The following is a 15,944-nucleotide window of genomic DNA, read 5'->3' on the forward strand; positions in this document are numbered from 1 at the left end:
AAGCCTCTTTTGCAGACTCTCAACATTCTTTCGTTTCAACTTGACGAAAGAACTACGGAGCGCAACTACTTGACTGTCAACGGCAAGATGGGGACATGCGAAGGAACGCCCTGCTCGTTTCCGTAGCCGCCCTGCTGCTCGCGTTCGTCCCCGTCCCGGCCGCCGCACACCCCGGCCGGACGACCGACGCGACCTACCACAACGACGCCTCGACGCCCGGCGCCGATCCGTTCGTGCTCTTCGACGAGGCGAGCGGGTACTACTACGCGTACTCCACCGAGGGCGCCGACCCCGGGTACCACTTCGGGATCTACCGCTCCCCCGACCTCGCGACGTGGGAGCACCTGCCCGGCGGCGCGCTGCGGGCCGGGCAGGACGGCGACTGGGCGCACGACTGGTTCTGGGCGCCGGAGACCTACCACAACCCGGAGACCGGGCTGTACTTCTTCTTCTACGCCGGGCGGATGAACCGCGGCGTCGCCGAGCACTTCCGGTACCCGGACTTCGAGGAGGCGAGCAAGGTCGGCGTCGCGGTGTCGCGCTCCCCGGCAGGCCCGTTCCGCGACATCGCCGAGGCGCCGATCGACTACTTCCCCTACGACCCGGCGTACCACGACGTCAACCTGATCATGGACGCCACGCAGAAGAAGCCGCCCGCGACGCTGGCGGAGGGGCAGACGGCGCCGCTCGGCACCTACCTCCCGTTCATCGACCCCAACGTGTTCTTCGACGCCGACGGCCGGATCTACCTGTACTACTCCCGCAACGCCTACCGGAACTGGGTGTGGGACGCCGACCTCGGCAAGTACATCGAGGAGTCCAACATCTACGCCGTCGAGCTGACCGGCGACTGGTGGCACGACCCGGCGGGCCGCACCATGCCGGCGATCGCACCCGCCTACCGCGACGCGAACCTCGCGCCGGACGACCCCGCGGGCACCCGCAAGGACGGCTTCGTCCCGATCCTCGACTACGGGTCCGACAAGCAGGAGTGGGAGAACGCGCACGTCGACGACTACGCGAACAGCGGTGGCGCGAAGAAGGACCGCCGCTGGGCCGAGGGCTCCACGACGCTGCGGACCGTCGACGCGCAGGGCAAGCCGCTCTACTACCTGACCTACTCGGCGAACAACTTCGAGAACGAGTACTACGGCGTCGGCTACGCGACGTCGCGCAGCCCGCTGGGCCCGTGGCGCAAGGACCCCGCGAACCCGGTCCTGTCGCAGGACCCCGCGCAGAGCCTGTACTCGACCGGCCACGGGAGCGTCATCGGCTCACCGGACGGCACCGGGCTGTACTACGTGCACCACGGCCGCCCGTCCACCACCTCGGCGCGGGCGCTCTACACCTCCGCCATGGACATCGGTCGTGGGCGCCTGGCGATCCACGCGTCCACATCGGACGAGCCGCTGCCGTCCGGGGTCGGCCCGCTCAGGCCGAGCACGGACGACCGCGTGCTGCGGACCTCGCCCGGCGAGCCGGTCACCACGACCGCGCACGTGCGGAGCGCCCCCGGCGCGGAGTTCGACCTGGCGAACCCGCTGAACCGGGTGCGTGCCACGTTGTGGCCAGCGGACGCGGGAACCGTGGCGGTGACGGGGAACCAGGTGACGGTCACGACCTCGCGCCCCGGCGTGGCCCGGCTGACGATCACCTACCAGCGCCAGCGCGCCGACGGTTCGTACCGGGACGTCGCCAACCTCCGGGGGCACCACAGGTCACCGGTGGCCGTCACGGTCCCGGTGATCAGCGGGTGAGGTGCGCGCCACACCCGCTGATCACCGGGTCACGCGTTTACGGGCCGGCCGCTCCGGGTACCTGATCGCTGCGTCAAGCAGTCGGCGCGGTGCCCAGACCAGGACCGGAGAACGGCGGCGACATGATGCACTTCGACTTCGACGACACCGTCCTGCTCGGACTGCACGGCTACGTCCGGTCGGTCTGCCGCGCGCTGGGACTGCGCGGGGAATCCTCGTACGTCCAGGTCGACGGGCCCGCGTCCGCCTACATCCCGCTCGACGAACGGCTGCGCCGCTTCCCCGACCACGACGTGGCCCTGCTGTGGGACGAAGACCACGGCTGGTCGGCCGCGGTCGAGACCCAGAGCGGCGAGGAGCTGCCGGTCGTGGCCGCCCTGGGCCGGGATCTGTTACCACCGCCGGAAACCGTGGCGGAGTGGGCACGGGACCTCTTCCTCGGCGAGGACGACACCGTCCTCGGCGAACGTCCCGTCCTCACGGGTGCCGACACGTTGCGGCACCGGCTGTCCGCCTACATCGGCGACGCGCTCTCCCTGCCCGTCGGCTCCCGCACGCCCGGCTCCGACGGCGAGACCCTCGCCATCGCCTGACGTCCGGGGTTCGCTGGTCAGTGTTCCTCGAGGTGGTTCGCAGTCCACGTCGATGCACCGCGAGGCGGCCACGCACTGGTCCACCCACGACCGCACCCCCGCAGGCTGTGCGGGGGTGCGCCACACCGGGCTCGTGGTCGTCGGCTGTGGTCAGTGGACGCGGAACCAGCGGTACTCGAAGGGTTTCAGCGTCAGCTTCTTGTTGGGATCGCGGTCGTCGGTGCCCAGCAGGTCCACCAGCTTCTCGCAGTCCACCTTCAACGTCAGGGTGGCGTTCTTGTCGCCCAGGTTGTGCACGGCCAGGACGGAAGTGCCGTCCCAGTCGCAGCGGTGTGCCAGCAGCGGGCCTTCGGCATGCAACACCGACAGTTCACCCCATCCGAACTCCGGGCACTCCCTGCGTTGCCGGATCAGGCGTTCCATCCAGTTCAGCAACGAATGCGGGTCCCGCCGCTGGTCGGCCACGTTCGCCGAGTGGTCCGCCGGCAAGGGGCGGCACAACTGGGCCCCGTCGGGAGCCGGAGAGAACCCGGCATGCGGTTCCGACGACCACTGCATCGGCGAGCGGCCACTCAGCCTGCCCTCGATGTCGAGATTCTCCGACATGCCGATCTCCTCGCCGTAGAAGAGCGTCGGCGTCCCCGGCAAGGAGAACATCAACGAGTACACCAACCGGATCCGGTCCTCGTCGTGCGAGAGCATCGACGGCAGGCGCCGCCGCAGTCCCCTGCCGTAGACCTGCATCGACTCCTCCGGGCCGAACGCCTCGAACACCTCCGCGCGCTCGTCATCGGACAGCTGGTCGAGGGTCAACTCGTCGTGGTTGCGCACGAAGTTCGCCCACTGGCACTCGGTGGGAATCTCCGGCATCGATGACAGGGCGGCGGCGAGCGGTGCGGTGTCCTGCCGCGCCAGCGACAGGTACATGGCCTGGTTGACGGGGAAGTTGAACATCATGTTGAGCTCGTCGCCCGCGGTGCCGAAGAACTCGACCGCCTTGTCATAGGGCAGGTTGACCTCCCCCAGCAACACCGCGTCGCCCCGCCTGCGGGTCAGGTACGCGCTCAGCTCCCGCACCAGTGAGTGCGGGTCCTTGTGCTCTCCTTCCGGACCGCTGACCTCCTCCAGCAGGAACGGCACGGCGTCGACGCGGTACCCCGTCACCCCGAGCGCCAGCCAGAACCCGCCGATCTTCGCGATCTCGTCCCGCACGGCCGGATTGGCCGTGTTGAGATCCGGCTGCTCGGCGTAGAAGCGGTGGAAGTACCAGCGCCCGGCGTCCTCGTCCCACGCCCAGTTCGACTTCTCCTCACCGGGGAACACGAGCTGCTCCTCGTCCTCTGGCTTCTCGTCCGCCCAGACGTAGTAGTCGTGGAACGCGGCGTCGCGGCCCTTGCGGGCGGACTGGAACCACTTGTGCCGGTGCGAGGTGTGGTTGACCACCAGGTCCACGATCACCCGGATGCCCCGGTCGTGGGCCGTGCGCACCAGCTCCGCGAAGTCGCCCAGGTTGCCGAGTTTTTCGTCCACCGCGTAGAAGTCGCTGATGTCGTACCCGTCGTCGCGTTCCGGCGACGGGAAGCACGGCATCAGCCACAGGCACGTGACGCCGAGGCCCGCCAGGTAGTCGATGCGCTCGGTGAGGCCGATGAGGTCGCCGCAGCCGTCGCCGTCGGTGTCGAGGAACGTCTGCACGTCGAGGCAGTAGATGACGGCGTTCTTCCACCACAGGTCGCTGGTGGCGGTCCGCTTGCCGGTCATGCGCGCACCCCCGGGAGGACGTGCTCGCCGAAGCAGTCAAGGAAGGCCCGCTGTTCCTGCCCGACGTGGTGCAGGTAGATCTCGTCGAAGCCGAGGTCGGCGATGTCGTGGAGCCATTCGCCGAACCGCTTGGGATCGTTCGAGATCAGCACGCCGCCGTGCATGTCCTCCGGCCGCACGTGCTTCGCGGCCAGGTCGAACTCCTCCGGGGTGGCGATGTCCCAGCACAGCGGTGCCTCGAACACGTTGGTGCGCCACTGTTCGTGCGCGATCCGCAGCGCCTCGGTCTCGTCCGGCGCCCAGCTGACGTGCACCTGCAGGGCCAGCGGTTTGCCGTCGCCGCCGTTCTCCCGGAACGCGTCGATCACCCTGCGCAACGCCTCCTCCGGCTGCCAGATGGTGATCAGGCCTTCCGCCCACTCCCCCGCCCAGCCCGCGGTGGCCGCGCTGACCGCGGTCGCGAGCAGTCGCGGTGGCCGGTCCGGCAGCGTCCACAGGCGCGCCCGGTCGACGTGCACCTGGCCGTGGTGGGTGACCTCGTCCCCCGCGAGCAGCGCGCGGATCACCTCGACGCACTCCAGCAGACGGGTGTTGCGTGCCGCCTTGTCCGGCCACCGCTCGCCGGTGATGTGCTCGTTGGAGAACTCTCCCGTGCCGAGCGCGACGGACAGCCTGCCGGGGAACATCTCGGCGAGCGTCGCCATGGCCTGCGCGACGATCGCCGGGTGGTAGCGCTGGCCGGGCGCGTTGACGACGCCGAACGGGACCGTCGTCTTCGCCATCGCCGCGCCGAGCCAGGAGAACGCGAACCCCGACTCGCCCTGCCGCACGCTCCACGGCGAGAAGTGGTCAGAGGACCAGACGGCGTCGAACCCCACGTCCTGCGCGTGCTGGGCGTCCGCGAGCAACCTGCTCGGGGAGATCTGTTCGTGCGAGGCGTGCCAACCAACTACGGGCATCACGGGTCCTTCGCTCGCCAACCGGGGGTCGGTTCCGAGCATTCCCCCGTCGGGCCGGACCAAACCTCGGCACCGGGCAACCGAACCGGTGAGCGGTACCGTCTGTCCGGCATGACGAGACGGCTGGCGGCACTCGGACTGGTCCTCCTGCTCACGGCGTGCGGCGCGGAACCGGAGGCCGCCGGGCCGCCACCACCGCCGGTGCCGGTCGCCAGGACGGTGCCCGCCGACACGGCCGCGCAGGTGTCGGCCATCGACGCGTTCGGGCTCGACCTGCTCACCGCGCCGACCCTGGCGGACCGGCCGAACCTGGTGGTGTCGCCGGTGAGCGCCTCCCTCGCGCTGCAGATGATCGGCGCGGGCGCGGCGGGTGAGACCGCCGCACAGATGGCGAAGGTCCTGCACCTGCCGGACGGCGCCAGGGCTCAGCTGCCCGCCTTCGACCAGACGGACCTGAAGGTGTCCAACACGGCGTGGGCGCAACAGGGACTCGAGCTCAAGCCCGGTTACCGCGACACGCTGCGCGACCGGTTCGGCACGTCGATGCGCACGGCGGACTTCCGCGCCGACCCCGGCGAGGCCCGCCGCGAGATCAACCGGACGGTCGCCGACCAGACCGCGGGCAAGATCACCGACCTGTTCCCGGACAACGCGATCACCGAGGACAGCAGGCTCGTGCTGACCAACGCGCTGTACCTGAAAGCGGGCTGGGCTCGGGAGTTCCCCGCCGAGGGGACCACGGACCAGCCCTTCACCCGCGCCGACGGCACGACGGTCACGGTGCCGATGATGCACAACGACCCGGCGGACGAGGTGGACCTCGGGTACGCGGAGGGGCCGGGCTACCAGGTGGTGACGCTGCCGTACAAGGGCGGCGGGATGGCGTTCACGGTGATCGTGCCCGGAACGGTCGACGCGTTGCGCGGCAAGGGCATCGACGCCATCCTCGGCGAGGTGCGGCCCGCGCCGGTGGCACTCGCCCTGCCCCGGTTCACGACCCGGTCGGCCATGGACCTCACCGAGACGCTGACGGCGGCGGGCATGCCGCTGGCGTTCTCCGACGCGGCCGACTTCGGCGGCATCACCGACGACGCCCAGCTCCGCATCGACTCCGTGCAGCACAAGACGTTCGTGCGGATCGACGAGAAGGGCACCGAGGCGGCGGCCGCCACGGGCGTCGACGCGCACGCCGTCTCGGCGCCGGTCGTGCACACCGTCACCGTCGACCGCCCGTTCCTGTTCGTCATCACCGACACCGCGACCGGAGCACCCCTGTTCCTCGGCCGGATCGCCGACCCGACCGCCTGAACGCGGTCTGAAACCTCAGCGACACCGACGGCCCAGAGGCCGTCCGTGCCAGGGCGGAGGACCCGTACACGCTGTACCAGCGGCTTCGGGCGGAGGCGCCGGTGCGGGAGGCGGTGATGCCGCGCCGACGGTGATCGGGCATGCCGGGTGAGCTGGTTTGCCGTGAAAGGCGCGTTCGGGGCATCGCCGGTGCTGTGAAAGGCGCGTTGAGGGCGTTGAGTGCCCTGAAAGCGCCTTTCACGGCATGGCCAACGCCGTGAAAGCGCCTTTCACAGCACAAAGGACGTCGCGAGGGTGGGCAGGCGCCCGGGGGCGCGAGCCCACACCACCCCCGAGGCTGCCTGCCATCCCGTCGACCTGCCCCTCCGGCGAGGAGGCCCGTCCGGCGAGGACACCCCGCGTCAGGCAGAACGTCCGGTGAGGACAAACCACACCGTGGAGAAAGACCCCCGACCACGACCACCAGAAGACGAACCAACCCCGGCCAACGTAAACAGCACTAGTTTGAACCCATGCGGGACGTGTGGGCGGCCGGCGACGAGTACGAGGCCTACGTCGGGCGGTGGAGCAGGCGGGTGGCCGAGCGGTTCGTGCCGTGGCTCGGTGTGCCCGCCGGGTCGCGGTGGCTCGACGTCGGCTGCGGCACCGGCGCGCTCACCGCGGCCGCAGCGGCCGCGGGCGCGACGGTCACCGGTGTCGACCCGTCCCGGGGGTTCGTCGCGGGACTGCGGGACGTGGTCGTCGGCGACGCGCGGGCCCTGCCGTTCGCGGGCGGGCGGTTCGACGTCGTGGTCTCCGGGCTGGCGCTGAACTTCGTGCCCGACCCCGCCCTGGCGCTCGCCGAGCAGACCCGGGTCACCGTGCCAGGGGCGACCGTGGCCGCCTACGTCTGGGACTACGCCGACGGCATGGCGATGATGCGCCTGTTCTGGGACGCGGCACGGGAGGCCGACCCGGACGCACCCGACGAAGGCCCCCGCTTCCCGCTGTGCGCGCCAGAGCCGCTCGCCGCGCTCTGGCGGGCGGCTGGTCTGACCGACGTGGTCGTCGACGGTATCGAGATCCCGACCACGTTCACCGACTTCGATGACTACTGGCGACCGTTCCTCGGCGGTCAGGGCGCGGCACCCGCCTACCTCGCCGCGCAGCCCCGAGAGGTCCGGGACCGGATCCGGGACCTGCTCCGCGCCCGCGTTCCCGAGCGCGACATCCAGCTCACCGCCCGCGCATGGGCGGTCTGCGGCACACGCCCGTAGCGAGTTCACCGAACCGGCCACTTTGTCCCAATTGGGTCATATAGGGTGATCGCGTGGATTGGCTGACAAGTCCGGAACTGTGGGTCGCCTTCGGCACGCTGCTGCTGCTCGAAGTCGTACTCGGCATCGACAACATCGTGTTCATCTCGATCCTCGCCGGGCGGCTGCCAGAGCACCAGCAGCAGCGCGCGCGGGTCGTCGGCCTGTCGCTGGCGCTGATCACGCGGCTGGCGCTGCTCGCGTCGCTGTCGTGGGTGATCGGGCTGACCGCGCCGCTGTTCTCGATGTTCGGCCAGGAAATCTCCGGCCGCGACCTGATCCTCCTGCTCGGCGGGTTGTTCCTGCTCGGCAAGGCGACCTACGAGATCCACGAGCAACTCGAGGGCGCCGAGCACGGCAGCGAGCGCAAGGCCGCCTCGTTCGCCGGTGTCATCGCGCAGATCCTCGTGCTCGACATCGTGTTCTCACTGGACTCGGTGATCACCGCGATCGGCATGGTCGAGGAGCTCACGATCATGATCGCCGCCGTCGTGGTCGCGATGGTGATCATGCTGGTCTCGGCGAAGCCGATCAGCGAGTTCGTCAACCGGCACCCCACGGTGAAGATGCTCGCGCTGTCGTTCCTCCTGCTGATCGGCGGCAGCCTGATCGCAGAGGGCTTCGACCAGCACATTCCCAAGGGGTACGTCTACGGGCCCATCGCGTTCTCGATCTTCGTCGAGTTCCTCAACCTCCGCGCCAAGGCCAAGCGGGCCAAGGAACCGGTCCACCTGCACCCCACCTACGTCAAAAAGGACTGATCGGGACGCGGCATTCGGCCCTGGGGCTGTACCCATGCGGCGCATTGACCGTGGGTCATTTTCAACCATTCTCGTAGTAGCGAAAATCTCGCACTCGAGGAGGCGTACATGCCCCACTTCCCCCTCCGTCGGAGAGACCGGCGCAGAGACCGGCTGAGAGGCCAGGCGAGACCGTGGCTGGCCGTCGCCACCGCGGTCGGCCTGTTCGCCGCACTCAGCCCGTTCCACCCACCGTCCGAGAGCACGCCCGCCCAGGTCGCACCTGAACTGGTCGCCGAGGTCCGGGCCGCGTCAGCAGGCGAGCCCGTACAGGCGCTCGTGATGCTCCCCAACGCCGAGCTGTCCGGCGACCGCGACGAGGTCCTCACGACCCTGCGCGACCACGCCGCCGAGACACAGGCCGATGTCACCGCCGCCATCGGTGAGACCGCCACCGTGGTGAACCGCTTCTGGCTCACCAACATGCTGCTGGTCGAGTTCCCCGCCGACACCGACACGCTGACCTCGCTCGCGGCCGTTCCCGGCATCGCGCGCCTCATCCCGAACTTCGAGCTCACCGCTCCCGAACCGGCCCCGAGCACCGCGGACGTCACCCCGGCCGCCGAACTCACCTGGGGCCTGCAGAAGATCGAGGCCGCCCGGGCCTGGCAGGAACTCGGCGTCGACGGCAGCGGCGTCCGCATCGCCACCCTCGACACCGGCGTGGACATCACGCACCCCGACCTCGCGGGCAAGATGGTCACCGACAACCCGGCCGACCCCGACCACCCCGGTGGCTGGATGGAGTTCAACGCGTCCGGCGGTCTCGTCACCTCCGCGCCGCACGACTCCGCCTACCACGGCACCCACGTGGCAGGCACCATCCACGGCGGCGCGACCTCCGGCACCGCGATCGGTGTCGCACCTGGCGCCGAGATGATGCACGGTCTCGTGATCCCCGGCGGCGGTGGCTCGTTCGCCCAGGTCGCCGCGGGCATGCAGTGGGCCGTCGCGCCGACCGACGCGACCGGCGCACCGGCCGGGCGTCCCGCGGACATCGTGAGCATGTCCCTGGGCGGCAACGGTTTCCACCAGGAGATGATCCAGCCGACGCGGGCGATCCGCGCGCTCGGCTCGTTCCCCGCCTTCGCCATCGGCAACAACTGCGGCTCGATCGGCACGGCCAGCCCCGGCAACGTGTTCGAGTCAGTCGCCGTCGGCGCCACCGACGGCTCCGACAACGTCGCGTCGTTCTCCTGCGGCGGTGTCGTCCGCAAGAACCAGTGGGCCGACCCGCCCGCCGACTGGCCGGAGAGCTGGGTCAAGCCCGACATCTCCGCACCCGGCGTCGACGTGTACTCGGCCTCGCCCGGCGGCGGCTACCGGACCCTGTCCGGCACCTCGATGGCCACCCCGCACACCGCGGGCACCGTCGCGCTGATGCTGTCGGCGGCCGGTGACCTGCCGGTGACCGAGGTGCTGGACGTCCTCGCGGACACGGCGTTCTGGGACGACCGGTACGCCACCGCCCCGCCCGACACCCGGTTCGGCCGGGGCCGGATCAACGCCTACGAGGCGGCGCGGTTCGTCGCGCTGGACTCCGGTGTGGAGGGCACGGTCACCGACGCCGCGACGGGCGCGCCCGTCTCCGGCGCGACCGCCACGATCGAACCGGGCGGCCGCAGGGTGACCACCGGCGCGGACGGCAGGTTCACCACCCGGCTCGAGCCGGGTGACTACACCATCACCACCGAGGCGTTCGGCTACGACTCCGCCACAGTGGACACCACGGTCGCGGCGGACTCCTTCGCCACGGTGGACGTCGCGCTCACCGCGCTCCCGAGCGGGCAGGTCACCGGCAAGGCGGTGCTGGACGCGTCCGGCGCCGGGCTGCCCGGTGCCACGGTGAAGGTGCTCGGCGTGCCGACGGACCTGTCGGCTACCACCGGCACCGACGGCGGCTACACGATCGCCGGGATCCCGGCGGGCACCTACCGGGTCGCGGCCACGCACCCGGTGTTCCGGGCACCCGCCCAGACCGAGGTGACGGTCACCGCGGGCCAGGCGACCACGGCGGACTTCACGTTCGGCGTGCCGCCGCGGTCGGTGGCCATCGTGGACAGTTCCGCGACCCGCGCCGCGGAGTACCGGGACGTCGTGTTCGCCCCGCGTGGCATCGACACCGCGATCTACGGCTGGGACCAGCTCGACCAGGCCGCGCGGCACGCCACGGTGGTGCTCGGCTACGGCACGTTGTCGAACTACAACCAACAGCGGTTCGAGGCCTTCCTGGACGCCACCGACGCCAGCGGCGCGGGCGTGATCTTCACCGACCACGCCTACACCACCGGCAACGGCATCCGGCAGCTGTCCCGCCACACCGGACAGCCGGTCTCGACCGGGTCCAACACCGGCGGCAGCGGCTCCGCCGAGTCGTTCTACGAGGTCACCGCGGAACACCCGCTGCTCGCGGGCTACGCGGTCGGTGACCGGATCCCGATCGACGTCAGCTCCAACCCGAAGTGGGCGGCCTGGTTCACCGGCTACGAAGGTGAGGGCAGGCAGACCATCGCGGGCTTCGGCCGCACCGCGGACGGTGTGCTGGGCGGCGGCATCGGCGTCGACCAGCGGGCGAACAACCGGCACGTGCTGCTGTCGCTGCACGGCGTGTCGGCGACCCGCGGCCCGGCGGACTGGACACCCGAAGCGACGGACCTGTTCCTGAACTCGGTCACGTGGGCCTCCCCCGCGCCGGATCCGAACCAGGCGTACTACGCGCTGTCCGATCTGCGGGTGTCGCCCGGCGTCGTGAAGGCGAGTGAGAACGTCACGGTGACCGCGCAGGTCAAGAACGTCGGCAAGACCGCGGGCACGTACAACGCCGAGCTGGAGGTCGGCGGCGCGGTCGAGGCGACCACCCCGGTGCAGCTGTCGGCCGGGCAGTCGAAGACGGTCACGTGGACCGTCGACCCCGACAGGCTCGGCACGTTCGCGGTCCGGGTCGAGTACCTGACCGGCTCGTTCCGGGTGCGCGCACCCCGCGTCGACCTCGTCGCGTCCACAGTGGACGCACCGGGGGCCGCCGCGGTCGGCGGGCTCGGCGGGGCCACGGTCGAGCTGATCGCCGGTGGCGCGGTCCGTCCGCTCGGGACGACCGACGCGGCGGGCAGGCTGTCGTTCGAGATCCCGGACCCGGTCGGCCGGTACACCGTCGTGGTGCGCAGGCCGACCCCCGAGGGTGGCGGCGACGCCTACCTGCTGCACCGCGAGATCACCGTGATCGACGACGACACGGTCTCGTTCGCACCACGGGTGCTCGCGTCCGGCGCACGGGCGTCGGTCGGCGAGAACTTCGCGGTGCGCGCGAACATCGCACTGGACGCCGCCGACGCACGGCACACCGGATCGGTGTTCCTGCGGCCGGAAGGCACCGCGCCGCACGGGTACCGCTACGAACCGGGCACCCTGGTGGCGACGCTGGACCGGTACGAGGCGGTCACCGTGCACTCGGTGGCGCACCTCGAGCAGGACTGGTTCCTGCCGAGCACCGTGGTCGGCGGGCTCGACTGGGTCGACCCGTACGACGTGTCGTTCTCCTTCGGCGGCCCCGCGCAGGTCTCCGTCGGTGACGTCGTCGCCGGCGCGGACGGCCAGGCCACCGTGGACTGGTCGGTGACCGACGCGCACGGCGTGCCGTTCGCGACGATCATGGCCTCGGACGTGCGGCCGTTCCTGACGCTGCCGGAACGGGCGGCGCTCGAGGACGTCGAGGGCCTGGTGCGGGCCGCGGTGCCGAACGAGCTCAAGCCGGTCCTGCGGTTGTTCGCACCCGACGGCACCCCGGTGCGCGCGGGCGCGGTCGACTGGGACGCGCGGCCGTTCACGTTCACGCTCGCGCCGGGCACCCCGGACGGGGCGTACCGGCTGGCGCTGGACGTGGACACCGGCGGCTACTCCGGTGACCTCACCGGCGAGGCGTCGCTGCGGGTCGGGTCGGAGCCGGTCGCCGAGGTGGCCGTGACGGACACGCGTGGCTCGTTCGTGCCGGGTACGCACACCCAGTACGACGTCCGCGCGGTCAACAGCGGCACCGCCGACTCCGGGCCGATGGCGTGGACGGTGCGGATCGCCGCCGGCCACACACTGGCACCGAAGGACGTGGTGCTGCGCCTGCGGGTCGGGAGCACGTGGCAGCGGGTGACGCTCACCCGTGACGGCGGCGCACTCACCGGCACCGTCGTCGCCGACGCGGCGGTCGCCGCCGGGTCCGAGCAGACCTGGCGGATGTCGTTGCTGCTGCGCACGGCAGGCACGTACACGGTCACCGACACGTTCTCCGGCACCGGTGTCTCCGTCACCAACGCCGACGAACTGCTGGTGGCCGAACCGGTAGGCGTCCGGTAGGGCACGGTCCGGTCCCGCGGCGCCGGTCGCCGCGGGACCGGACTCAGCCCAGTGCCGCCAGCTCGGCCCTGACCAGTTCCGCGTCGCGCAGGCCGAGCCCGGTGTAGACCGCGATCGACCGGTCGTGGTGGAAACGCGCGGTGGCGCCGGCTGGCGGTCGGCCTGGACTCCGAATCCTGTGGCTGGAAGCCGAAACCGGCGCGGTCACCGGGCACGACCACACCACCGGCCGGGTGCACGCGCTCGCCGCACACCCGGCCGTGGGGGTACTGGCCGCGACCGATCATGGACTGCGCCGCGTCGCCCCGGGTCAGGGGTAGGTCAGCAGTTCCTCCAGTGCCAGCGCGGTGTCCGGGTACTGACCGAGCAGAGCGCTGCCCGGCGTTTCCGGTGGCCCGCCGTCGCCCGTCTCCCAGGTGCCGTCGCAGCCCAGGAGGTCCGCGACCGCGTCGCACGTCGCGGGGTGGGCCGCCAGCAGCGGGAGACCGCGGCTCTGCCGCGCACGCCGCACCACCGGCACCGCTTCCTCCGCCAGCCACGGCGGCACCCACTCGTCCAGCGCCGCCAGCCTGCTCGGGAAGATCCGCCCGGCCTCGCGGATCAGCAGCGGCGCCAGGTCCGCGCCGCCGGCCTTCAGGGTGGTGATCAGGGTCGGCAGCCACGGCAGCAGCACCGGGTCCGGCAGGCGCGCGAACGCGTTCGACACCGCCTCCACCACGAAGTCGGCCAGCCCCGGCGCGGGTTCCAGCGCGTGCACGAAACCGCTGAGGTACCGAGGGTAGGCGGGCAGCACCAGCGGGTTGCCGAGCAGCTCGTCGCACCGCGTCCGCAGCTCCGCCCGCGACAGGGTGCCGAGCTGCACCTGCGCGGCCCACAGCAACGCCACCTTCGCCGGGTCCTCCGGGTGCGACTGCGCGACCGCCAGTTCCAGCTGGGTGCGGTCGCAGCCCAGCGACAGCGCCAGCCCTTCCATGCTGAACAGGAAGCCCAGCATCGCGGCCACCTGGTCGACGCTCGCGTCCTCGTCGGTGAACGCCGTCGGCAGCAGCGTGCAGTAGTGCGCGTAGCCGGTCTTGACGAACGACTCGATCCACGCGGGCAGCACCGGTTCGCTGGTCCGGTAGAACGCCAGCAGCCGCCGCACCCGCCGCAGCACCTCCGGTGCGCCGTCGGCACTGCGCTCGGTCGCCAGCACCTCGAGCGCGCGGGTGCCCAGCTCGCCGGCGAGGCGGTGGCTGCGCAGGTACAGCGTCGCGTCCTCGACGGCCGCCAGCACGCTCGCCGCGGTCGCCCTCGGGCCGTACGCGCCGCGCCGCAGGCGTTGCTCGAGGACCTGTTCGATGCTGACGCCCTCGTAGCCCAGCTCGATGAGCGCACGCTGGTGCGTGCCGATCGCGAGGTCCCACGACTCCTGGATGGGGCGTTCGCCGAGGCGCCGCTCCCCCATGATCGGCCGCGCCGCGCCGTACGGCATCAGGTACCGCAACATCCACAGCAGGTCCGAACACGGCTCGAGGTCCGGGTTGGACGCGATGTCGAGCAGTGCCCGCCGCACGCCGCGCTGCTGGAGGTTGAGCTCCAGCGGCGCGAGCCGGTCGTACACGTCGCGGGCCAGCGGCGGCAGCGCGTCGTAGCCGACCTGGCCGATCCGGTCGCCGCCCATCATGATCTCGACGATGCGGCGCACGTCCCGGCGGCCCGGCACGGTGTCCTTCTCGATGCACGTGACGGCCGCGTCCTGGAAGTCGTACGGGGTGGGCTTGGCCCGGTCCCGCATGCCCGCCAGCAGGATCGACGTCTCGAACACCGCGATGGCGTCGGCGGTCGAGGAGAGGTAGCCGTTGCGGCGCGCGGCGCGCACGACCTCCACCGACCAGCCCAGCAGCTCGGCCTCGTCGAGGCGGTCGAGCACGGGCGGCCGCTGGAGGAACCCCGTCAGGTGGTCCGACGGGGCGATCTCCGGTGCGGGAGCGGGAAGCGCGGCGGCTTTCTTCTTCTTGGCGCCACCGGCCTGCCCGGCGAGCCGGAACGGCTGCACCTTGGTGCGCTTCAGGTTCTTCGCCCACTCCGTCGCCGCGATCGACACCGAGCCGGCGGCCAGGCCGAACTGTGCCTCGATCGCCGCGTGGCTGGACGGGATCAGGCCGTGCTGCCACTTGCTCGCGGTGCGCGGGCTGATCTCGAACGTGCCGGTGCCCGCGGTGCCGTTGACGCCGAACTCCGCTACCCGGCTCGACGCGTGGAACGCGCCGCACACGTAGAGGCAGTCGGCGACGTCGGTGCCGGTCGCGTCCAGGTGCTCCCGCATGCGTGTCCACATGTACCGCTCGCGGTCCTCGTCCACCCGCACCCGGTGCGGGTCACCGGGCGCGAGACGCCGGAACAGGCTGCCGATCAACAGCATCACCTGCCGGTAGGTGTCGTGGTCGCTGTCGCCGAGCGGCAGCTCGACGTACTGGTGCCACCACTCCGACCAGTGCCGCACCCTGCCGTGGTGCAGCAGGTGTTCCTCCAGCTCGGCGAACCGCGGCCGCAGGTCGCCGATCTCCACGCCGACCGCGTCGCCGTGCAGTGCCGCCTCCTCATCGGGCGGGGCTGAGTCCGGGTCCGTCTGCTGCGCCTCGGTTCCCCGGTTGTCCCACTGGAAGACGTGGTCGGAGGACCGGTCCACGAGGACCAGCTCCACGCCGGGTGTGTCCAGCGCGTAGGAGATCGCCTGGTACTCGGCCGACGCCTCGGTGATCGGCGCGACCACCGACAGCGGCGCCCACTCGGCGGGGAAGCCGTCGACGTCGGTGGCGAACGCCTGCACCGCCACGGGGAGCCTGCAGTTGCGCAGCTCCGTCAGCAGCGGCGCCATGTCCTCGCACAGCTCCAGGTAGATCACCTTCGGCTGCTTCTCCCGCAGCCGCCGCGCCATCGCGACGGCCGACGCGGGCGAGTGGTGGCAGACCGGGAAGATCTCCAGGGGTTCGGCCACGGCGCGGTCGACGTCGTCGACGATGCCGAGCAGGATGCCTTCCAGCGCACCGGGCCCGTCGGCGAACGTGGCCGCGGCTTCGGAGAGCTGCGTGCGCAGTGCCTCGAACTCACTCACGACGACACCTCGCCTGCCCCGCCCGACGCT

General features: G+C 71.2%; 9 protein-coding genes. 6 read left to right on the forward strand and 3 right to left on the reverse strand.

Annotated features, from left to right (window positions below):
* The first annotated feature begins 95 nt into the window (after nucleotides 1–95).
* Both FHR82_RS06585 and FHR82_RS06590 read left to right on the forward strand, forming a co-directional pair.
* Nucleotides 96–1,757 carry a family 43 glycosylhydrolase gene (locus FHR82_RS06585; RefSeq protein WP_184809408.1) on the forward strand — a complete coding sequence of 554 codons (1,662 nt, stop codon included), beginning with the start codon at nucleotides 96–98 and terminating at the stop codon, nucleotides 1,755–1,757.
* Nucleotides 1,758–1,846: 89 nt separating this feature from the next.
* Entirely contained in the window at nucleotides 1,847–2,350 is a 504-nt protein-coding gene (locus tag FHR82_RS06590; protein WP_311770922.1) for a DUF6292 family protein, read from the forward strand.
* A 150-nt stretch (nucleotides 2,351–2,500) separates the two neighbouring features.
* Here FHR82_RS06590 and FHR82_RS06595 read toward each other — a convergent pair whose 3' ends face one another.
* Together FHR82_RS06595 and FHR82_RS06600 are read right to left on the reverse strand one after the other, a co-directional pair.
* Nucleotides 2,501–4,111, reverse strand: a complete 1,611-nt coding sequence (locus tag FHR82_RS06595) for an alpha-amylase family protein (protein WP_184809409.1) — start codon at nucleotides 4,109–4,111, stop codon at nucleotides 2,501–2,503.
* Nucleotides 4,108–5,070: a TIGR03885 family FMN-dependent LLM class oxidoreductase gene (locus FHR82_RS06600; RefSeq protein ID WP_184809410.1), complete on the reverse strand. Its 963-nt coding sequence runs from the start codon at nucleotides 5,068–5,070 to the stop codon at nucleotides 4,108–4,110. Before FHR82_RS06600 ends, FHR82_RS06595 begins: the two co-directional genes overlap by 4 nt.
* Before the next feature lie 111 nt (nucleotides 5,071–5,181).
* Here FHR82_RS06600 and FHR82_RS06605 point away from each other — a divergent pair, with 111 nt between their 5' ends.
* From FHR82_RS06605 to FHR82_RS06620, 4 genes are all read left to right on the forward strand, one after another.
* Entirely contained in the window at nucleotides 5,182–6,378 is a 1,197-nt protein-coding gene (locus tag FHR82_RS06605; protein ID WP_184809411.1) for a serpin family protein, read from the forward strand.
* Nucleotides 6,379–6,890: 512 nt separating this feature from the next.
* A complete protein-coding gene (locus tag FHR82_RS06610; protein WP_184809412.1) occupies nucleotides 6,891–7,634 on the forward strand; it encodes a class I SAM-dependent methyltransferase in 744 nt (247 codons plus the stop codon).
* Between the two features lie 53 nt (nucleotides 7,635–7,687).
* Nucleotides 7,688–8,434 (forward strand): TerC family protein, encoded by a 747-nt coding sequence (locus tag FHR82_RS06615; RefSeq protein ID WP_184809413.1) that lies wholly within the window; start codon nucleotides 7,688–7,690, stop codon nucleotides 8,432–8,434.
* Nucleotides 8,435–8,542: 108 nt separating this feature from the next.
* Nucleotides 8,543–12,817: a S8 family serine peptidase gene (locus tag FHR82_RS06620; RefSeq protein WP_184809414.1), complete on the forward strand. Its 4,275-nt coding sequence runs from the start codon at nucleotides 8,543–8,545 to the stop codon at nucleotides 12,815–12,817.
* Between the two features lie 310 nt (nucleotides 12,818–13,127).
* Here FHR82_RS06620 and FHR82_RS06625 read toward each other — a convergent pair whose 3' ends face one another.
* Nucleotides 13,128–15,914: a DUF5682 family protein gene (locus tag FHR82_RS06625; RefSeq protein ID WP_311770923.1), complete on the reverse strand. Its 2,787-nt coding sequence runs from the start codon at nucleotides 15,912–15,914 to the stop codon at nucleotides 13,128–13,130.
* Nucleotides 15,915–15,944: the final 30 nt, after the last annotated feature.

The sequence above is a fragment of the Actinophytocola algeriensis genome, assembly GCF_014203735.1.
GTDB classification, from domain to species: domain Bacteria; phylum Actinomycetota; class Actinomycetes; order Mycobacteriales; family Pseudonocardiaceae; genus Actinophytocola; species Actinophytocola algeriensis.